Here is a 19,300-nt window from a genome sequence, read left to right on the forward strand (position 1 = left end):
GGTCAAACACCTTTCGCATTTTTTTCCATCAATTCAGCAATTGCTCTGCTGTTCTCGCTTCCGATCTCTTTCAAATGCCTGGCCACTGCCAATTGACGATCAGCAGAATGATTTTGACTCAGCTTCCACTTGCCTTCCATCCGGTCAATTTTAAGAATAAAACCTGTTATTCCCTTCATCATACCATCTAAATAATGAGAAGGAAGATTTTCCATTTTATACGGACTGCTGGCATCTTCGTATTTTGACACGAGCATTGTTAAGCTTTTTTTGAGTTCTTCAGGATCTGTTATAAGCACTATTTTTCCATACACGTGAATACTGACATAATTCCAAGTGGGCACTGCTTTATGCGTTTCATACCAGGATGGGGAAATGTAGGAATGCGGTCCTTGAAAAAGAGCCAGAACCGTTTTATCCAGAATCCCTCTCCACTGGTCATTCGCTTTAGCAAAGTGACCATATAGACACCCGTTTTCTCTATCCAGAATGAGAGGGAGATGAGTCGCCACAGGTTCATCTTCAAAATTAGAAATAAGTGCTGCAAATCCATTTTGTTCCATAAATTCGTAAATAACATCTGCCTTCTCTATTTCAAAATCCTTCGGTATATACACTGTTATCCCCCATTTATCACTTATTCAAATACCATGAACGCTTGTTTCAACGGTGTCCCATTTGGCGCTGCAGCTTCTTTAAACTCAGCTTTTTCCAGCAAATGGATCAGGAGTTCGTTTGAACTCGGCAAATTATAGGTTGTTTTATGATAGGATATTCCAGGCGGAAAAACCTCATTCAGCAAGTTCAATAGGATTTCCTGTTTATTATCCTCTGTTTCACTTACTTTGCATTGGTATAATACCACTGCCGAAAGCTTCCCATCTTCATTAAACCTTCTTTGATAAATGGCATATCCAATTTCCTTCTGTAAATCATTCTTCACGATAACCGATTCTCCGCTGCACAAAAAATTCCAGCGTGTTTGCCATGGAACCTCTGAATCATAAAAGGACAGCTGTCCCGCTTCATGTGGTATGCCATAGTGTTTAGAGAAGACTTTAGAGGCCTTGAACACATTATCCGGCATAGCACCTTTATGTTCAAAAAATAAAAGTGTATCTTGAAATTTATAACCGCAGCGCTCATAAAGGCGGATGGCCTTTTTATTAACACTGAATGCTTCAAGACTTGCTGAATCCACCCCTTCTTTTTTATAAAGCTCGAGGGTTTTGTTAACGAGCACTCTTCCTACTCCAAGGCTGCGGTAATTCACCGCTACACTTGTTCCTCCATTCCATGCTCTCTTTTTTCCATTTATCCTCTTTATTGCATTTAAAATAATTCCCACTGGTTCGCCTTGATCAAAGGCCACAAAGGAATAATCAGGAGATAATCCCATTTGACCCATCCTGCTGATCAGCTGATCTGCACTTAATTCGATGGGTGTGTAATAATCTCTAAATCCCTTATTCCAAGCTTCTAATGCTTCTGCAATCGTACAATGGCTGAATGGCTTTATTTCAACTGTTTGAAGTGTTTCCATCGTTCTTCCCCCATGGTTATGACAGATTTTCATTACCTATTCGACAAGGCTCTTTTCTTAAACTTTGTTGTTTTTTCATGCAATTAAGTGAATATAGATCATGAATACACCTGCGTATTTTAAGAAAAGATGACACAAAGCTAATCTTTATACGTGTTTTAAGACCATACGTTCAGCAACAATGTTTGGCACAGCCTTCGACAAAGAACAGAGAAAATCCTTACACATACAAGATGCTTTTAAAAAATTTCTTTACATTCCTTCTTTCACTTCCTTCTTCGTAAACAGAATAAAGAAGAACATATAAAGAGAAACAATGGCGAGGAAAATGGTAACCAGCTCAATAGCTAAATGATCCATAATTCCCCCTGTAATGAGCGGAAGAATGATACCTCCTATTCCCCCTGCTGCAATAAGGATACTCGTATTACGATCTGTACTGCCTTTTAACATCTCAGTTGCATAGACAAGGGAAATTCCAAAAATACCTGCCATTAAAAGACCCGTTAACCCAATGATCAAATAACCCGCCCATAAATTGGTAACAAACGATAAACTAGCCATAAATATGGCGGCACCGATGCAGCAGACAGCCAAATACACGGAATAAGTAAACCTTTCAGCGAGATGACCGGAAAACAGCCGGCCTATAACCATAGCCGTCCAGAAAAATGTCACACTGAAGGTTGCCAGAAAAGGAGCTGAGCCGAGCTTTTGGATAAGAATAGAAGGCAGAAAGTTCATAATACTGACTTCCATACCGACATAAAAAAGAAAAAAAAGTACGAAACCTGGCAAATAGGCTGTTTTTCCGTAGTGAATAGGCTGTCTTTCTGGCTGTTCTTTCTTTTCTTCTGCATTCTCTGAAACAACACCTTGTAAAGAAAGCTTCAGCCAGAATATCACGAGCAGTAACGAATAGATGAATAAAATCATAAAGGAGTATCTCCAGTAGCCGGTTGCCGCAAGCCAGCCAGAGCAGAGCGGCATCACAAGGGCTCCTATTCCAAAAAAGACCTCAAGTCTGCTGAATACGACTGCCTTTTTGGATTTCACGGCATCGATAATATAGGATCCTATAAGAGGTTCTGTAAATCCCGCTCCCATCCCTGTCAGCATGGCAAGAACAAGGCATATTTCCCAAGGCAGCAATAGGCTGAATCCAAGCTGAGAAATGCCTATAGCAAGCAGAGCCAATAGAATCAGCTTTTTTCGTTCCACTTTTTTAACAAGTATTGATGCTGACATGACCCCAATAAAAAAGCCAAACGACTGCACCGCGATGATTAATCCTCCCGCAGAATAACTTTTCTTATAATAATGAAGAAATTCTGTCAGCACGGAACCAAGAATAATATTGGCAAGTCCTATAAGAAGATAAGTAAAACAACTGATCCAGATTAAACGCTTCAAATTCAAAATCCCCTTTATGGTATGTATTCCTTTTCCCATCTACAAAATCAGCGAGATTACAATTGGGAGTGCGATCAGGCTAAGCAACGTGCTTAACAAGGTTGCACTTGATACAAAATCAGGCTTGGTATTAAATTGGAGAGCATACATCGTTGTATTAGCCGCTGTCGGCATTGCTGCGGTAATGACCATAATTTGTTTAATCATGTGATCTACAGGCAGAAACAAAGCAATAACAAAGGCGATCATCGGTGAAATAGCCAGTTTAATCACAAGTGAATAAGCAATCCGTTCTTTTTCAAGCTTCTTCAGAGAAATATCAGCCAGCTGCATACCAAGGATGATCATAACGGTTGGAATTGTGGCATCTGCAACCATACTGATCGCCGTATAAAAATCAGTTCCAATTTTCACAGAAAAAAGCTGACACAAGAGGCCGAGAATTGCCCCATAAACAATTGGCATTTTCAGTACCTCTTTCAAAGGAGATATTCTATTATCCTCATCAAGACTGCCTTTTGCAGCAAAGTACAAACCAACTGTGCACATGATCAGCTGCTGAATGACCATTAATATAACGGCATAATTCAAGCCAGCCTTGCCGAAAACAAACAGAACGACAGGAGTTCCATAGTTTCCGTTATTCATAAATGACGAGGAAAGGATCGAGCTGCAAATGCTGGAGGAGTCCCATCCCCTAAAAAATCCGATCCCGTAATTGATCAGAATCAGGAAGAAGCAAAGAAGAATCAAAAACACTCCAAAATAAACATAATTCCATGAAAGGCTGTTCTGATTAAAGGTCCGGAAAGCGAGAACGGGTGTCATTAAAAAAAGCGCCATTTTTGAAAGACTCTTAATATCAAAGTCCATCAATTTTTTACCAGCGAAACCTAAAAGAAAGATACAGAAAATTGGTAGAACAACAAGGACAAATTGCATAAAACCGGGTCACCTTCAAAGTATAGAGTAAACACCATAACAAATCTGGCATTTCCATTTAAGTATATAGAAAAAATCTCCATTTGTTCATTGTTGCGGTCTTAAATTCAGTCTTTTGGAAATGAAAGGATATTTCCTGGTTCTTGTCGAAGGTTCTTTTAATGAAGGCTGTTTTCGCAAATATTGCCGCTATTCGTATGGACTAAAGAACACGCATAAAGATTAGCTTCGTGGCATCTTTTCTTAAAATTTGCAGGCCGGGTTTATAAAAATGGATGGACGACTATGGTCTCCAAGAAATATCTGAATACAGGTGAATAATGAAAGAAGAAGGTGAATCATGGGATTCATCTACTTCTTTCATTCGTTTTTCATTCCCCGGAGCTATTTAGCCATGATCTCTTTTTGTAATAGACAATAGAATATGCAGAATGATGAAAATGAATCAGCTTGAAAACACCATTCGGTTCTTCATTTAAAATAGTATAATCTTTCCCATTGTAAGAGACTGTATCTCCGTATTGAGGCCGCTGTTCTTTTTCCTCTCGTTTAAAAATAGGAGTAATAGGTGTTTTAGCATAGGCATACCTTCTTACCTTTCGTGATTTTATGCCTGCTAAATACCCTTTTTGATCCATCTTCACACTTTTCCCTGTAAATAGGTGAAAAAACAGGCCATCCAATTGGACGGCCTGTTTTTGCGCTGCTTCTTTTCTTTTATTACTGAATAAACTCTCCTACTATTTCATATGAACGGAGGCGGGCTTTGTGATCAAATATTTGAGCATTGACCATCATTTCATTAGCCTGTGTATCGTTTAAAAATAATTGGAGCTTCTCTTTTATCGTTTCAGGACTTCCAACAATGGAAGATCCGATTCGCTGCTCAAGAAGGCTTTTTTCATATTCGCTTGCCATATCGTTAATATTGTCAACTGGCGGCTGAAGCGGTCCTGGATTATTGCGAAGCAATTGCAGGAATTGCTGCTGCATGGATGTTGCAAGTCTGCCTGCTTCTTCATCCGTTTCAGCTGCAATAACGTTTACTCCTACCATAGCATATGGCTCGTCAAGAACTTGTGAAGGACGGAAATGCTGATGATACAGCTGCAGGGCAGGAATCGTATTTTCAGGAGAAAAATGGCTTGCAAAAGCAAATGGCAGTCCCAGTTTTCCAGCCAATTGAGCACTGTAGCCGCTTGAACCGAGCAGCCAGATCGGAATGTTCAGCCCTTCTCCTGGAATGGCTCTGACATGCCGTTCAACAGATGGTTTAAAATATGTCCGGAGTTCTTCCAGCTGATCAGGAAAATCTTCCCCGTCACTTCTGCGTTCCCTGCGCAATGCATAAGCTGTCAGCTGATCAGTACCTGGTGCCCTGCCAAGTCCAAGATCAATTCTTCCAGGAAATAATGACTCAAGTGTTCCGAATTGTTCTGCAATAACGAGCGGTGCATGGTTTGGCAGCATGATGCCTCCAGAACCAACCCTGATTGTTGATGTACCAGCAGCAACATGGCCAATAACCACAGACGTTGCTGAGCTTGCTATTCCAGGCATATTATGATGCTCTGCCAGCCAATAACGGTTATATCCCCATTTTTCAGCGTGCTGAGCAAGATCTAATGTATTTTTCAAACTTTCTGAAGCTGTCCCGTTTTCAACAATCGGAGACAAATCGAGTACGGAAAAAGCAATATCCTTCAGTTGTTTTCCTGATTGATTAGCCATTCTTTCAACTTCTTTCTGCTTAAATGTATATACAACTATAGTTTATCAATTGTTCTTGCTTACCCAAAATATTATGATTCAAAAACAAATTGAAGATTCTTATAAGTGTCTGCCAAGATTATTGAATTGGACTAATATATAGAGAAAAGGTGAGTCTTTATGAATGGCGTCCCAACAGTAACTGGGCTTAATCTTATTAGCCCAGCGAAGGATGACCCTGCTTTCTTGAACTTTACATCCCTAAGCAGGTTATGTTAACATGGAAAACGTTTTTGACAAGAATGCCCTCTTCCAAAATTAATAAAACAGACATTGGAACTTGTCAAAAAACTTAAATTTTATCAAAAGATATATTTTTTTGGAAAAGGATATATATCTTTTGATAGAAACGGATAAGTTAAGTGGGAATGCTGCCATTATTCTAATTGAACGATTTCTTTTAGAAAACAAGCGGGAATTCCCATACATAATTTTACTCAACAAACAATAATAATTCATGCGAAACCAAGAGCTTGAAAATTTCCATTAGGAGGAGGATGCAGGCTTAACCCTCTTCATGTGAGGAGTACACATTGTTGGGTTACATTTAAGGAGGAACTACATGTCTAATAATCAAGGCAAGTTTAAGAAAACCATTTCGCTTTTGGATTTAACACTGATTGGACTTGGGGCCATTTTTGGATCAGCCTGGCTCTTTGCGGTGAGTAATGTTGCATCACAAGCTGGTCCAGCAGGAAGCTTTTCATGGATTATCGGCGGGGTTATTATTCTTTTAATCGGGCTGGTTTATGCTGAGTTGGGGGCTGCTCTTCCAAGAACAGGCGGAATCATCCGTTATCCGGTCTATTCCCATGGGCCATTGGTTGGTTATTTGATTTCATTTATCACGATCGTAGCATACACGAGTTTGATCTCTATTGAGGTAACTGCGGTTCGACAATATGTTGCGTTCTGGATCCCGGGCTTAACTATTAAAGGATCTGAATCTCCCACAATTTTGGGCTGGATGCTCCAATTTATTATGCTGGCGCTTTTCTTCCTTTTAAACTACTGGAGTGTAAAGGCATTTGCCAAATCGAACATCATTATCTCCATCTTTAAATATGTTGTACCGGTCATTGTTATCGTTGTACTAGCATTTCATTTCAAAGCACCAAATTTCTCTGTGGCTGGATTTGCCCCTTCAGGATTTGATGGAATTCAGGCAGCCATATCAACTGGCGGAGTCATGTTTGCTTATCTTGGACTTCATCCTATCGTATCGGTAGCGAGCGAGGTTAAAAATCCGCAGCGGAACATTCCGATCGCGCTGATTTTATGTATTGTTCTATCAGCTTTGATTTATACAGCTTTGCAGGTATTGTTCATCGGGGCCATCCCAACGGATATGCTTAGTGGAGGCTGGGGAGGAATTCAAGATAAGTTTCCATTGCCGTTTAAGGATATTGCTGTTCTGCTCGGTCTTGGCTGGCTTGCAACCTTTGTTGTTTTCGATGCCATCGTTTCCCCAGGAGGAAACGGAAATATCTTCATGAACACGACTGCACGTCTTGTGTATGCATGGTCCAGAAATGGCACATTGTTCAATATTTTTTCGAAGGTTGATAAAAAAACCGGTATCCCCCGTTCCTCTTTATGGCTATCCTTTGGATTGTCTGTATTTTGGACACTGCCGTTTCCCTCATGGAACGCTTTAGTGCAGGTTTGTTCTGTAGCACTAATTCTGTCCTATGCTATTGCGCCGATTTCGTCCGCAGCATTCAGGGTCAATGCGAAGCATTTGGAAAAACCGTTTAAGCTTAAAGGAATGAGCATTATTGCCCCGCTTTCCTTTATCTTTGCATCTTACATTGTTTACTGGTCAGGCTGGAAAACCATTTCATGGCTGCTTGGCTCTCAGCTCATTATGTTCTTGATTTATTTAGCATTTGCTAAATTTGTACCTAAAAAAGATGTAAGTCTTGCCCAGCAGCTAAAAAGCGCCTGGTGGCTTGTTGCTTACTATATCATCTTGCTTGTCATTTCGTATCTTGGTGCCTTTGGAGGAGGATTAAAAATTTTGGATACTCCGGTTGATCTAATTGTAATCGCCGTTGCATCCATTGCCATCTTCTACTGGGCGAAGCATACAGGCTTGCCGAAGGCTATGATTGATAATGACTGAACATGATCACGAGGAAGAGCCTGCAGGTAAAGGCACTGCAGCTGCTGAAATTCAATAAATTCATATAAAAAAGGGGCTGACTCATCGCAAGTGAACTTTTGGCGTCGGCCCCTTTTTTCAAATCGAACGAATCAAACAATGACAGGCAGCAAAATGGCCATTGCCAATATCCCTGAACTCATGTGTTTTCTCTGCACATAAATCAGTCGCTGCCGGACAGCGTGTCCGGAATTTACAGCCTGATGGGGGATCTACAGGACTTGGAATGTCACCTTTTAGAATAATGCGCTCTCTTTTCACTCTTGGATCTGGAATCGGCACCGCTGTAGAAGCGCTTTTGTATAGGATAGCGAATTATCAAATAGTTCTTCCTTTTCTGCCACTTCAACGATATTTCCAAGATACATAATAGCGATTTTCGTGCATAGATGCTCTACAACGCTAAAATCATGAGAAATAAATAGGTAGGACAAACCGTGCTTTTTCCTAAGATCACTGAAAAGATTGATAATCTGTGCTTGGATTGAAACATCCAATGCGGCTACCGGTTCATCCATGACAATAAACTCTGGATTTAATGCCATTGCACGGGCAATAACAATTCTTTGGCGCTGACGTCTTATTTTCGAAATATAAACATATTTTAGTCAAATCTAACTGCTAAGAATCTGGTAAAATAAAAATAATTAGTTGTAATATTAATATGTGCAAATAGTTAGGATTTTTCCGAGGAGGAAAAGAAAGTGGAGATTAATCTTGTCTTGCGCAATTTTTTAGTAGATAATGCAGACCGCCTTACAGAAGAATGGTACGCTACATTAGAAGAAAAAGACCCTTCATCTGTATACGCTTCAACTGATCTGGAAGCCGTTGCAGCATTAAAGGCTCAAAATAATGAGTTTCATTTATTTGCAGCTGATATATTAGTAGAAGATGAAGAAACGTTTATGGACCGCTTTAATGTGTGGGTTAACAAAATCGCCCATGACAGTGCTCATCTTAAGACACCAACCCACCAAATCATCAGAGAATTTACAAGAACGCGGAGTCAGTATTTTGATTACATACACAAATTTTACGAACTTCATAAAGATAAAGTTGCTCCAATGCAGCTAATAGACTGGAAAAATAAATTTATTCAGGTCATTGATGCAGCCATTCTGAATTTCGTAGAAGAAGCTCATAAAAATTCAGCCATTCAATTAAAGGCCCAGCAGGAAATGATTTATGAATTGAGCTCACCTGTTATTACATTAGCTAATAATCAGGCTCTGCTTCCTCTAGTAGGAGATATCGATACATCAAGAGCAAAAATCATTCTTGAAAATACACTTGAGCAGTGCGCTGCCAAAAAAGTGCATCACCTTTATATCGATCTTTCAGGAGTCGTTATCATTGATACAATGGTCGCCCACCAAATTTTCCAATTGATCAGCACATTGAACCTTATCGGTGTCAAATCAACCCTATCAGGTATCAGGCCTGAAATAGCGATGACAGCACTTCAGCTTGGCCTTTCATTTGATAAAACCCATGTAGTTTCGACCCTTTCACAGGCTTTGGAGAAAAATAAATCCATACATTAATACAAGGTGTCCGGAGAAATGGACACCTTTTTATTAGGAACTAGTTTTCTTTATCGCACGAGCTGATTTTTCAAGTACTCAATACTTGCTTGAATACTTTCCAAAGGAGATCCGTCACATTCATCCTGCTCAATGACCCACCATTCAACGCCCGCTTCCTCTTCAAGGTCAATAACAGGCTTAAATTCAATTGACCCTTTGCCAAGGGGTGCAAAGGTTCTTGCGCTATCTTTCGTCATATCCTTCAGATGAATGAGAGGCGTTCTCCCCTTATAGCTTTGTATCCATTCTACCGGATCCTTCCCTGCATAAGTAATCCAATACACATCTGGTTCCGCCTTCACATATTCCTGACTTGTTTCCTGAAGGAGAATATCAAATCCTGTCCTGTTTCCAAATAACTTCAGTTCAAAGTCATGATTATGGTAGCAAAGCGTAATCCCCTCTTCTCTGCATCTTTTTCCCATTTTATTCAGCTTCTCTGCAAGTTCCGTATATTCTTCCTCCCGTTCCATCCGATCCAACGGATAAGCAACGATTAAATAACGACTGCCAAGTGTTTTTTGAGCTTTCAGATTTTCTTCAAAATTCTCCTCTAGCGGCCTAAGCGGAAAATGACTGCCTGAAGCCCGCAGTCCAAGCCGGTCCAATTCTTTTTTCAGCACTGCCGGATCCATTCCGTAAAACCCTGCAAATTCTACGCCTTCAAATCCGAGCCCTGCTACTTTTTCAAGTGTGCCGATAAAGTCTTTTTCGCACTCTTCTCTCAGGGTATACATTTGAACAGAAATAGGCTTTTTCATTTTAAGTCAGCTCCTTGAAAATCAGATTTTTTTGATTGCTCATTTTGATCTCCCAGCTTGAAAAAGTTTGCTTTTAGCCCTCTCGTTTCTGTTTTAATCTTGAACACACTTCCAGCAAGCGGCTGTGAGACAAGAGCTTCCTCATCCAGGTTTTCGCGCCCGGTTGTAATATACAATTCATCCAGGTCTTTGCCTCCAAACGTACAACAAGTGACCTGTGACACAGGGAGCGGAAAAGATTCAATCATTTTTCCGGTTTCAGGATTCCAGCGGCCTACCTGATTCCCGTTATAATGTGCGATCCAAAGCATCCCTTCCTCATCAATCGTCATCCCATCAGGGAATCCCTCTTCGTCCGGTACATGGATCACTGTCCGCTTATTGGAAACTTCTCCAGCCTCCAAGTCAAAGTCATAAGCTGCAACCGACTGAGTCGGTGTATCAATAAAGTAAAAAGTTGTATTTTCTTTATTCCAGGCAAGGCCGTTTGAAATACCTAAATTAGTTTCGATTTTTCTTATTTTCAGATTGTGATCAAGGCAATAAAGGGATCCGGTATTGCCTTCGCCATCTTTATCCATCGTTCCAGCCCAGAATCTTCCCATTGCATCACACTTACCATCATTAAAGCGGTTTTCTTTTATATGCTCTTCTGGATCCTTCAAGAAAGTAAGCTCTTCCGTATCCAGGTTAAGCAAGTGAAAACCATTTTCCATAGCTAATGCAACCTCCTTCTCACCTGCAGGTGCAACAGTTCCGACAAACTGGCCAATATGTATTGTCCTGTCACTATTTTTTTCAGGATCATATACATGAAGATCTTTTCCTTTGATATCGACCCAATAAAGGACTTTGTTAATGTGATCCCAGCACGGGCCTTCAGCTAGGACAGCGTTTGCATGAATAACTAATTCAGGTTTTTTCATATTTCTTCCCCTCTCACGTTCAGCAATAGAGTACTATTCCCTTTTTGGCAAAAATTCAAATCTATTAAATTACCTTACTAGCCGCCATAATAATTCATACTTCTTGTCTATTAATGATATTCTCTTAAAATTCTCTTATTCCTTTTCACTCTTACATAAAACTTCGAACAGAAAACAGAGATTTGCAGTCGTTTTTTGTTACTTTTAGGGATTTCCTATGGTCACAGCACATTTACAGTTAAGATCCAGCAAAAAAGCCCGATTAAGGGGATTCCTCAATCCAGGCTTTTCAAAAACGCAATAACTCTTGCTTCGTATTCGTCTTTATTTAACCGATATGCTTCGATATGCCCGCCTGTTTCAGGCTGCCAAAGATCAATATCATCACAGATTTCTTTCATTCTTTCACTCTCTCTGCAGGAAATAGCAGGATCATTTAACGCATGGATAATGAGAATTTTTTTATCTTTAACTGTTCTCATCACTTCAATTGGCTTTACCTTATGAGGCTGAAAACCGAGGAAATTCAATTTTGTTATATATGTAGACAGCTGACCGACAATTCTCGGAAGCTTTGTCCAATATTCAAAGGAATCCAGCACATACGTATCAAGACTGGCAAATGGGCTGTCAGCGATAATGCCCTTAATATCCTTGCTTGCTCCTCCAACCAGCAGTGAGGTGCTTGCCCCCATTGACCAGCCAATGAGCACAAGATCCTTCATCTTCTTTGATGTTTTAACAAAATCAATGGCCCCAAGCAAGTCCAATTGTTCCTTAAGAGCCATTGTGGTCACATTGCCTTCAGACTCTCCAGCATTGCGAAAATCATAAAGCAGCACATTGTAACCCTGGCTTTGAAACACCTTAACCAAATCAAAAACCGGAAATGGCATATTGTAGCGGTTAAGCCCGTAGGCATGTGAAAAGATGATCACCTTATCACTGTTTACTGCAGGCATCCACCAGCCCTTTAATGTTAATCCATCCGTACTCTTAAATTGAACCTCTTCACTTTTAATCCCGTAATCCGCAGGGTTTTTAAATAATGCAATTTTAGGAGGATGCATGGCCCTCCAAATAATATAAGAACTTAAACCATAAAAAGCATTTGCAGCAACAATACCAAGACCCGACCAAACAAAAGCAGCTTTTCTCCAGCGATTAGGCTTTTGTTTATTCGAAAGTAAAATATTTGTTTCCAAAACTCTAAATCCTTTCTGCATGCATGAAGCATCACTTGTTGTTAATTGGTATGGCTCGAATGTACAGTGTGATCTCTAGAAAAATAAGAAAAGAGCGATACATGCTGTATCGGCTCGTAAGCTTGGTGACTTTAGTTGGACGTTTGTTAATTCGTGAGAGTGCTCTTAAACTTACATGTGCACTCTTAAATTTCTGTGAGCGCTCTTAAACTTCCGTGGGCGCTCTTAAATTTACATGAACGCTCTTATATTTCTGTGAGAGCTCTTAAATTTCCGCGGGCGCTCTTTAACTTTCGTGGGCGCTCTTAAACTTCCGTGGGCGCTCTTAAACTTCCATGGGCGCTCTTAAACTTCCGTGGGCGCTCTTAAACTTTCAATTCACGTTTATAAAACAGCTAATCAGCCATAAAATATTGCTTTAGGATCAATATTATACCATTATCCCCAGTTCTTTTTAACCTTTTTTTGTCTTAATAGAGAGTTTTTTAGCGAAATACGGCAGATTAGTGAATAAAAAAATCCGCTTAAAAAGCGGATTTTAGTTCTTTCCTGATATGCCTGCATTTTCAAAAGTAGCCATTTCCGCGATCATCAACGATGCTGCATGTAAAATAGGATATGCCAGTGCCGCCCCGCTTCCTTCACCGAGTCTTAAATTCAGATCGAGTATAGGAGCTTTCCCCAATTCCTCCACTGCATGAGCATGTCCAAGTTCAGCTGATTGATGGCCGACAATCATATAATCCGAAGCATTCGGTTCAATTCTTTGTGCGATAAGGGCAGCAGTTGTGCTGATAAATCCATCTACAAGAATTGGAATTTTGTATGCTGCAGCGGCCAGCATAGCCCCTGCCATCCCTGCAATCTCAAATCCGCCAAGCTTGGCTAAAATATCAAGCGGATCATTTCGGTCAGGATTTCTTGCTTCGATGGCCATTTTGACTACTTTTTGTTTATGAATCATCTGGTCTGTTTGGATACCTGTTCCCTTGCCAACAAGCGCTTCTATTTCTTTTCCGCTTAAAACAGCAAGGATTGCACTGCTTGAAGTAGTATTGCCGATTCCCATTTCTCCTGGAATCAGGCATTTGGTTCCTTGATGGATCATTTTTTCTGCTTCTTCGTATCCAGAGAGCAATGCCTCTTCCGCCTCGCTTTTAGACATCGCATCCTCTTTTAGAAAATTTCTTGTTCCTTTACGGACTTTGCGATTAATCAGAGATTCTGAAGGTATATCGGATACAGATCCTACATCGACAATGTTAAATAACGCACCTATTTGCCTGCTGAAAACATTGATAGCTGCTCCTCCGTTTAGAAAGTTAAGAATCATCTGTCCTGTGACCTCTTGTGGAAAAGCGGACACCCCTTCTTCTACGATTCCGTGATCACCAGCGAAAACAAGGACGCCTGGAGGAGTCACTGAAGGAAAAGTTTCAGATGTTATTTCTGCCAGCTGAATTGCAAGCTCTTCAAGTCTACCCAGACTTCCCGGCGGTTTGGTCAAAGTATCAATATAAGCTGCTGCTTTTTTTCCTGCCACTTTGTCAGCAGAGCTGATTTCTTTAAATTCAAGCTTCATCAAAATCTCTCCAATTTCTCTTTAGATACTTCCACTTTCTCATATTCCAATACATTTCATCAATTCTTTTTTAAACAAAAATTGAAATGATAAACTTCAAAAAGACGTTTTTTCCTTACTTGCTATTCAAAGGGGAAAGAACCTCTGCCGTTTCATTTTTCGGCGAATTGATAAGAGTAGACACTGCCATCATATCCATTTGATCTGCAGAATAAGGACTCATTAAATCTTTTAAGCTGGAAAGGTCCGTATCATGACTTAACCACTTATCCTGATCTTCATCAGATAAAATAACTGGCATTCTATCATGCACCTTTTCAGCGATCGTATTAGGTTCACATGTCAAGATAGTGCAGGAGTAGATAACCGCTTCTTCCGATTGCCACCTGTCATATAAACCGGCAAACACAAAGGGTTCATGATTCTTCATAAAGAAATGATAGGGCTGTTTTTTTGTTCCTTCATGCTTCCATTCATAATAACCTGAGCATGGAATAAGACAGCGCTTGGACTGAAGCGGTTTTTTAAAGCTTGCTTTTTCATGGGCTGTTTCTGATCTCGCATTGATCATTTTATAACCAATTTTCATGTCCTTGCTCCATGGAGGAATAAGTCCCCAGCGGAACTGCTTTCCTGTTCTCTTTTCATCTTCTAAAGTGATAGCAAGTATTTGCTGTGATGGAGCAATATTGTATCTTGGCAGTATTTCTCCATCATATTTAAAGTGGAATGTTTCCTGAAGTACTGCTAAATCATCAAATAGCGAATATCTCCCGCACATACTTGTGACTCCTTTCAAGTGTCTATTTATTCTTTCACTTTATAACGAACCTCTGCAAATTGTCCAAACTGCCGAATCCCCTGCAGAATCAAATTAAATTGAGGATTGTTTTCTTTAAACAAAGGAATACCTGACCCTAATATGTGTGGAGTAATCGTAATGATAAATTCATCAATTAGCTTTTCCTTCATAAAAGAATCAAGCAAATCCGAACCGCCCACCATCCATATTTTCGAACCTTCCTGCTCTTTCAATTTCGTTACAAATGCTAAAACGTCATCATTGACAAATTCCGCATGTTCATCAGAACCTTGTGTTGAAGAAGAGAAAACATAACACTTTCTGTCCGAATGCGGAAAAGTTTCTGTCACTGACCTTACATAATCATACGTTTTCTTTCCCATAATCATTGTATCAATAGCCTGGTACATATCAGAATAGCCATTGTCCCCTTCTCCTTCAGTTTCAAACAGCCAGTTTAAATCCCCATCTTCCTTTGCAATAAACCCATCTAAACTTACAGCGATAAATAAGACAATTTCTCGAGCCATCGTGCATCTCCTTTTCTTCATTAAGCACTTTTTTAATAGCAGTATGGTAACTCCAGTATAACTCCCTGCCTTCCTTATTCGGAATAGATCAGCACCATGCCCTTTTTGTCCTTTCACTAGAAGAAGGAAACCATAATAACGATTGAAAAAAAAGACGAATATCGTGAGGAGTATGACATATAGCACCTGTTTAACCTCTCAAATTTCCCGTTTTTTCTGACTATTTATAGTTAATATTAACTGTTTATTGGATAAAACATCCCTTTTTTTGAGGATGGCTTGCAATCCCTGCCTATTTCTGTTATCTTTAATAAGAATTATTTTTGTTCGTGTTAAGAGGGATTTATACGTCTCTACTTTAATGATTGAGCAAGGATAGTAATACAATGTGTGGTAAGCGCACAAGGAGGCAACACAAATGGAACAAGGTAAAGTAAAATGGTTTAACGCAGAAAAAGGTTTTGGTTTCATCGAACGCGAAGATGGAGACGACGTTTTCGTTCATTTCTCCGCTATTCAAGGCGAAGGCTTCAAATCTCTTGACGAAGGTCAAGAAGTATCTTTTGAAGTTGAACAAGGTCAACGCGGACCTCAAGCAACTAACGTACAAAAATTATAATTCTTAACTGACTAGAACCACCATATATATTTCAGACTCTGCTTCTTTAGAGTCTGTTTTTTTTGTGAAGGGAAAGAATTACATTGCATGATGAAATTCTTTCCCTTTTTACTTAGAATCACCGAAAACAGCCTTACTTCGTTTCCTTTATTAAATAAAATTCATCCGTTAAATAGATTAGCCTCATCTCCTGCTTTCCTTTACGAAAAATAGATTGTGCTCCCATCCGGTCCTTTTTGGACTCCTTCCAGCCCTTTGCGTTTAGTTCCTTTAAGTAATCTTTCGGTATTCCTTGCTCTTCCCTGATTCCAGGGAGTTCATATTTCAAGACGTTTTTTTTGTATGATATTTCTTTTGCTGCAGAAGGAACTGGAAATGTTTCATCAATGAGAGAGCTGTGAAATTGACCTGCCCTTGAAAAACCAGCAGGTAAATGAACTGACAATGGCGTTTGTATAAGAAGCAAAAACATGAACGCTAAAAGCACTACAGGTGTTAAGATGACTGCGGCAGTCTTGCCAAAACGATTTTTCTTTTTTTTTCGATTGCCTGTTCTCACTTCTTCTAAAACGTTTCTTTGGCTGCTTTTAGTGAATTCCAGTCTACCAATTTTTGTCTCAGACAATAAAGCCTTAAACTGGTTATGATCCTTCATGGTCAAAAACCTCCTTTGCAAGCATGTTTCCTAAACGTTTTTTCGCTCTCGACAGGCGCGATTGAAGTGTACTCCGGGGAATATTTAAAATGCGGGATATTTCATCTGTTTTCATATCCTGAAAATAAAACATGATCAAAACTTCCCGGTACTTAACGGGCAGCCGATAAACTGCCTCTCTTAGGCATATGGCAGCCTCTGATTCAAGCAAACTGCTCTCCACAGCCCCGCTCTTACTCTCCCGCTCTATGCAATAATCGATAAGGAAAATTCGTTTCACATATGCGCTTTTCAAGTAGTCCTTGCACTTATTAATCGCAATACGGTAAAGCCATGTCTTAATGGATGACTGTTTTTTAAAGGAGGAAATTTCTTCGTAAACGGCGATAAACACATCCTGCACTATGTCATTCGCTGCCTCCTCATTCTTCACATAACTGTAGGAAAGCCGCAGCAGCTCTGTTCCATATGTATCCATCAATTCTTCAAGAATGAATTCTTCCTTCGATTGAAATTCCTCATGAAGCACATTCTTAAGCACTTTGTCTGGCATCACTTTTCTCCCCCCCATTTCATATTAGACGACTTCTAGAGGAAGATTCACTCATTTTTTTCCATTGTTTCTTAAACTAAAAAAAAACCCGCTTTTTTTAACGGGGTTCCTTGTATTCGTTGTCCAGAGCGTACCGGCTATCCTGCTGAAGCTTGGCATCCAAGCGCTTGCTTCTGTATCAACCAGCTGAGATTATATTCCTTTAAGCTTTCAAGCAGCGCTATTTCTACGTCAGAAGCCATTTGGCTCCCATCACCGCAAATATATAGATGAGCTCCATTGTGAAGAAGCAATTGAGATGCATCCTGCTTCATCAGATGCTGAACATGGGTTTTCGGCTTGTCTTTTATTCTTGAAAAAGCTGTGTGAAGGGTCACATGCCCTTCCTTTTCGGCTTGCTCCAGCTCTTCCCGGTACAAAAAGTCTGTGTCTGGCGTCCTGCAGCCAAAATACAAAATTCAAAAAGGCTCTTTTCTTAAACTTTGTTGTTTTTTTCATTCATTTAAGTGAATATAGAGCGAGAATACAGTTGCAAATTTTAAGAAAAGATGCCACGAAGCTAATCTTTATGCGGTTCTAAGACTAGCAACAATCTTTCCGAAAACAGCCTTCAAAAAAAGGATGCCTCCAATTGTAAAATAGAGGTTATAATTAAAGGGGATTAACACTACAACGTTGGAGATATCATTTTTCAAATTATCGTTTTTTTTCTTGTTTATTATGGTGATTTTTTTGATTGTGAATTGCATCAGGACCCAAAGTGTACGGAAAAAGCAGCTTAAGACGATTGAAGACAAGGTGGATCAATTAAATAGAAAGCTGGATGGCAAAGATAGGACCTGATACGGTCCTATTTTTTAACAAATAAATAAGAAAAGCTTGAAAATAAGAAGGGTGAACAGCACACAAGCTGCTGCTATCAGTCCTCTTAATCTGGATTTTAAGGTTTTTGTCTGATTTCTTGTATACATTTAGCCCTCCCTGGAGAACATGTAATCCCGTTTTTTTAGTGATGCGTTCAGCACTAAGCCCAATCCAATCAATGTAGCCATGACTGAACTGCCGCCATAACTCATTAGAGGAAGCGGAATTCCGGTGATGGGAATCAGCCCGCTGACCATCCCAATATTTTGGAATGAATGAAACGTAATAAGACTCATCATTCCAATACAGTTAAAGTATTCAAAGTTGCCTCTTTTATTAAGCAGAGCAATGGTTCCAATGCGATAAACGATCAAAAAGTAAAGAGATACAATAATGCTTGATCCTAAAAATCCGAAATCTTCTCCAACAATCGTAAAGATAAAATCTGATTGTGCTTCAGGAAGATAAACGCTCGTATGCCCAAATCCTGCTCCATACATATTCCCTGAGCCAATACCTAAAATGGATTGGCTCAGCTGATAGCCGATCCCCTGACCATTTCCAAATGGGTCAAGCCAGGAATAGATCCGATCCAATTGGTATTGCCCCATTATCTTTAAGAGGATTTGAGGGTCAAAAATAAAAAGACCAACAATTGTTCCAAGTCCCATTACACCGATTAAGGCAATCCCAGAAATAATTTTCCAGTTAACCCCTGATACAAAAAGAATACCAAGTGTAATGACCATCATAACCACGGATGTTCCGAAATCCTGTTTAAGAGTTAGCCCAATCGGTACGATCGCAACCAAAGCGATTTTAAAGAATAACCGAACGTCATTCCTCATTATCCCAGCCTCGAACTTTTCCAAATGCTCTGAGACCACTTTAGACAGCATCATAATCATAAATATTTTCATATATTCAGAGGGCTGCACGGAGCCGATCCCAGGCAAAACAAACCATGATTTCGCTCCATTACGAATAGGAGCGATGGACTCAGGAGCCACCAGCACTCCAATAAGCAGCAAAATGCCAAATCCATAAAGAGGAATACTCAGTCTCTTTAACTGGTCAAAATCAAAGAGAAAAATAACGAGTACAATGAATGTACCTAACACAAACCATAATATTTGCTTTGCGAAAAAATCCTCATGGTACTGCCCGAATTTTTGGGCACTATTAATGCAAATACAGCTTGAGATCATTAATAAAAAGATAAAAAACGCTAAAGGGCTGTCAAAATAATTTTTCTTCTGCATACTCATCACCTTGCTATATTTAAGTGCGGATCGCCAGTTTGATCATAATCCTTTTTTTCCATCTCTTTATTATAGTCCTATTCAACTATAATAAAAGATTATTAAAAACAAATGAGAAAA

General features: G+C 39.7%; 19 protein-coding genes and 1 pseudogene. 3 read left to right on the plus strand and 17 right to left on the minus strand.

What is annotated here, in order from left to right; translation table 11 throughout:
* Positions 1–2 precede the first annotated feature (2 nt).
* The 6 genes from ACOT8F_RS09640 to ACOT8F_RS09665 form a co-directional block, all read right to left on the minus strand.
* Positions 3–617 (minus strand): FMN-binding negative transcriptional regulator, encoded by a 615-nt coding sequence (locus ACOT8F_RS09640; RefSeq protein WP_421651560.1) that lies wholly within the window; start codon positions 615–617, stop codon positions 3–5.
* A 20-nt stretch (positions 618–637) separates the two neighbouring features.
* The gene (locus ACOT8F_RS09645) at positions 638–1,543 is read right to left on the minus strand and encodes a GNAT family N-acetyltransferase (RefSeq protein WP_421651562.1); all 906 of its coding nucleotides are present in this window, start codon (positions 1,541–1,543) and stop codon (positions 638–640) included.
* Between the two features lie 252 nt (positions 1,544–1,795).
* Positions 1,796–2,956 carry an MFS transporter gene (locus tag ACOT8F_RS09650; RefSeq protein WP_421651564.1) on the minus strand — a complete coding sequence of 387 codons (1,161 nt, stop codon included), beginning with the start codon at positions 2,954–2,956 and terminating at the stop codon, positions 1,796–1,798.
* A 39-nt stretch (positions 2,957–2,995) separates the two neighbouring features.
* Positions 2,996–3,898 carry an AEC family transporter gene (locus ACOT8F_RS09655; protein WP_421651565.1) on the minus strand — a complete coding sequence of 301 codons (903 nt, stop codon included), beginning with the start codon at positions 3,896–3,898 and terminating at the stop codon, positions 2,996–2,998.
* Between the two features lie 371 nt (positions 3,899–4,269).
* A complete protein-coding gene (locus ACOT8F_RS09660) occupies positions 4,270–4,536 on the minus strand; it encodes a hypothetical protein (RefSeq protein WP_421651566.1) in 267 nt (88 codons plus the stop codon).
* Between the two features lie 82 nt (positions 4,537–4,618).
* Positions 4,619–5,629: an LLM class flavin-dependent oxidoreductase gene (locus tag ACOT8F_RS09665; RefSeq protein WP_421651567.1), complete on the minus strand. Its 1,011-nt coding sequence runs from the start codon at positions 5,627–5,629 to the stop codon at positions 4,619–4,621.
* Positions 5,630–6,230: 601 nt separating this feature from the next.
* Here ACOT8F_RS09665 and ACOT8F_RS09670 point away from each other — a divergent pair.
* Entirely contained in the window at positions 6,231–7,793 is a 1,563-nt protein-coding gene (locus ACOT8F_RS09670; protein WP_421651568.1) for an APC family permease, read from the plus strand.
* 117 nt (positions 7,794–7,910) lie between these two features.
* On the opposite strand, the pseudogene ACOT8F_RS09675 reads toward ACOT8F_RS09670, so the two are convergent.
* A pseudogene (locus ACOT8F_RS09675) lies at positions 7,911–8,407 on the minus strand (oligopeptide/dipeptide ABC transporter ATP-binding protein); the annotation flags it as partial.
* 129 nt (positions 8,408–8,536) lie between these two features.
* On the opposite strand from ACOT8F_RS09675, the gene ACOT8F_RS09680 reads away from it, so the two are divergent.
* Positions 8,537–9,379, plus strand: coding sequence for an STAS domain-containing protein (locus ACOT8F_RS09680; protein ID WP_421651569.1), 843 nt, complete (start codon positions 8,537–8,539; stop codon positions 9,377–9,379).
* Positions 9,380–9,429: 50 nt separating this feature from the next.
* Here ACOT8F_RS09680 and ACOT8F_RS09685 read toward each other — a convergent pair whose 3' ends face one another.
* From ACOT8F_RS09685 to ACOT8F_RS09710, 6 genes are all read right to left on the minus strand, one after another.
* Entirely contained in the window at positions 9,430–10,182 is a 753-nt protein-coding gene (locus ACOT8F_RS09685; RefSeq protein ID WP_421651570.1) for a sugar phosphate isomerase/epimerase family protein, read from the minus strand.
* Positions 10,179–11,108: an SMP-30/gluconolactonase/LRE family protein gene (locus tag ACOT8F_RS09690; protein WP_421651571.1), complete on the minus strand. Its 930-nt coding sequence runs from the start codon at positions 11,106–11,108 to the stop codon at positions 10,179–10,181. The genes ACOT8F_RS09685 and ACOT8F_RS09690 overlap by 4 nt, the downstream gene beginning before the upstream one ends.
* A 275-nt stretch (positions 11,109–11,383) precedes the next feature.
* Positions 11,384–12,313, minus strand: coding sequence for an alpha/beta hydrolase (locus ACOT8F_RS09695; protein WP_421651572.1), 930 nt, complete (start codon positions 12,311–12,313; stop codon positions 11,384–11,386).
* A gap of 538 nt (positions 12,314–12,851) precedes the next feature.
* A complete protein-coding gene (cobT, locus tag ACOT8F_RS09700; protein ID WP_421651573.1) occupies positions 12,852–13,895 on the minus strand; it encodes a nicotinate-nucleotide--dimethylbenzimidazole phosphoribosyltransferase in 1,044 nt (347 codons plus the stop codon).
* A 115-nt stretch (positions 13,896–14,010) separates the two neighbouring features.
* Positions 14,011–14,676: an SOS response-associated peptidase gene (locus ACOT8F_RS09705; RefSeq protein ID WP_421651575.1), complete on the minus strand. Its 666-nt coding sequence runs from the start codon at positions 14,674–14,676 to the stop codon at positions 14,011–14,013.
* Between the two features lie 26 nt (positions 14,677–14,702).
* Entirely contained in the window at positions 14,703–15,227 is a 525-nt protein-coding gene (locus tag ACOT8F_RS09710) for a dihydrofolate reductase family protein (RefSeq protein ID WP_421651576.1), read from the minus strand.
* A gap of 418 nt (positions 15,228–15,645) precedes the next feature.
* Between ACOT8F_RS09710 and ACOT8F_RS09715 the strand changes: the two genes are divergently transcribed.
* The gene (locus ACOT8F_RS09715; RefSeq protein ID WP_421651577.1) at positions 15,646–15,846 is read left to right on the plus strand and encodes a cold-shock protein; all 201 of its coding nucleotides are present in this window, start codon (positions 15,646–15,648) and stop codon (positions 15,844–15,846) included.
* 133 nt (positions 15,847–15,979) lie between these two features.
* Here the strand turns inward: ACOT8F_RS09715 and ACOT8F_RS09720 are convergent, their stop codons facing one another.
* The 4 genes from ACOT8F_RS09720 to ACOT8F_RS09735 all read right to left on the minus strand — a co-directional run bounded on the left by ACOT8F_RS09720 (position 15,980) and on the right by ACOT8F_RS09735 (position 19,180).
* A complete protein-coding gene (locus ACOT8F_RS09720; RefSeq protein ID WP_421651579.1) occupies positions 15,980–16,501 on the minus strand; it encodes a hypothetical protein in 522 nt (173 codons plus the stop codon).
* Positions 16,488–17,054: a sigma-70 family RNA polymerase sigma factor gene (locus ACOT8F_RS09725; RefSeq protein ID WP_421651580.1), complete on the minus strand. Its 567-nt coding sequence runs from the start codon at positions 17,052–17,054 to the stop codon at positions 16,488–16,490. Before ACOT8F_RS09725 ends, ACOT8F_RS09720 begins: the two co-directional genes overlap by 14 nt.
* Positions 17,055–17,191: 137 nt before the next feature.
* Entirely contained in the window at positions 17,192–17,509 is a 318-nt protein-coding gene (locus tag ACOT8F_RS09730; RefSeq protein ID WP_421651581.1) for a hypothetical protein, read from the minus strand.
* Between the two features lie 516 nt (positions 17,510–18,025).
* On the minus strand, positions 18,026–19,180 hold the full coding sequence (locus ACOT8F_RS09735; RefSeq protein WP_421651583.1) for an FtsW/RodA/SpoVE family cell cycle protein: 1,155 nt from the start codon (positions 19,178–19,180) through the stop codon (positions 18,026–18,028).
* Positions 19,181–19,300 lie beyond the last annotated feature (120 nt).

Source organism: Chryseobacillus diguaensis, assembly GCF_049220665.1.
Taxonomy (GTDB): domain Bacteria; phylum Bacillota; class Bacilli; order Bacillales; family Bacillaceae; genus Metabacillus_B.

What these genes read in the sequence shown, in the direction of transcription:
- ACOT8F_RS09645 (WP_421651562.1), bottom strand. Translation starts at nt 1,543, where the DNA reads ATGGAAACACTTCAAACAGTTGAAATAAAGCCATTCAGCCATTGTACG.
- ACOT8F_RS09690 (WP_421651571.1), bottom strand. Translation starts at nt 11,108, where the DNA reads ATGAAAAAACCTGAATTAGTTATTCATGCAAACGCTGTCCTAGCTGAA.
- ACOT8F_RS09685 (WP_421651570.1), bottom strand. Translation starts at nt 10,182, where the DNA reads ATGAAAAAGCCTATTTCTGTTCAAATGTATACCCTGAGAGAAGAGTGC.
- ACOT8F_RS09670 (WP_421651568.1), top strand. Translation starts at nt 6,231, where the DNA reads ATGTCTAATAATCAAGGCAAGTTTAAGAAAACCATTTCGCTTTTGGAT.
- ACOT8F_RS09665 (WP_421651567.1), bottom strand. Translation starts at nt 5,629, where the DNA reads ATGGCTAATCAATCAGGAAAACAACTGAAGGATATTGCTTTTTCCGTA.
- ACOT8F_RS09735 (WP_421651583.1), bottom strand. Translation starts at nt 19,180, where the DNA reads ATGCAGAAGAAAAATTATTTTGACAGCCCTTTAGCGTTTTTTATCTTT.
- ACOT8F_RS09715 (WP_421651577.1), top strand. Translation starts at nt 15,646, where the DNA reads ATGGAACAAGGTAAAGTAAAATGGTTTAACGCAGAAAAAGGTTTTGGT.
- ACOT8F_RS09655 (WP_421651565.1), bottom strand. Translation starts at nt 3,898, where the DNA reads ATGCAATTTGTCCTTGTTGTTCTACCAATTTTCTGTATCTTTCTTTTA.
- ACOT8F_RS09725 (WP_421651580.1), bottom strand. Translation starts at nt 17,054, where the DNA reads ATGCCAGACAAAGTGCTTAAGAATGTGCTTCATGAGGAATTTCAATCG.
- cobT (WP_421651573.1), bottom strand. Translation starts at nt 13,895, where the DNA reads ATGAAGCTTGAATTTAAAGAAATCAGCTCTGCTGACAAAGTGGCAGGA.
- ACOT8F_RS09720 (WP_421651579.1), bottom strand. Translation starts at nt 16,501, where the DNA reads ATGAAGGATCATAACCAGTTTAAGGCTTTATTGTCTGAGACAAAAATT.
- ACOT8F_RS09705 (WP_421651575.1), bottom strand. Translation starts at nt 14,676, where the DNA reads ATGTGCGGGAGATATTCGCTATTTGATGATTTAGCAGTACTTCAGGAA.
- ACOT8F_RS09710 (WP_421651576.1), bottom strand. Translation starts at nt 15,227, where the DNA reads ATGGCTCGAGAAATTGTCTTATTTATCGCTGTAAGTTTAGATGGGTTT.
- ACOT8F_RS09660 (WP_421651566.1), bottom strand. Translation starts at nt 4,536, where the DNA reads ATGGATCAAAAAGGGTATTTAGCAGGCATAAAATCACGAAAGGTAAGA.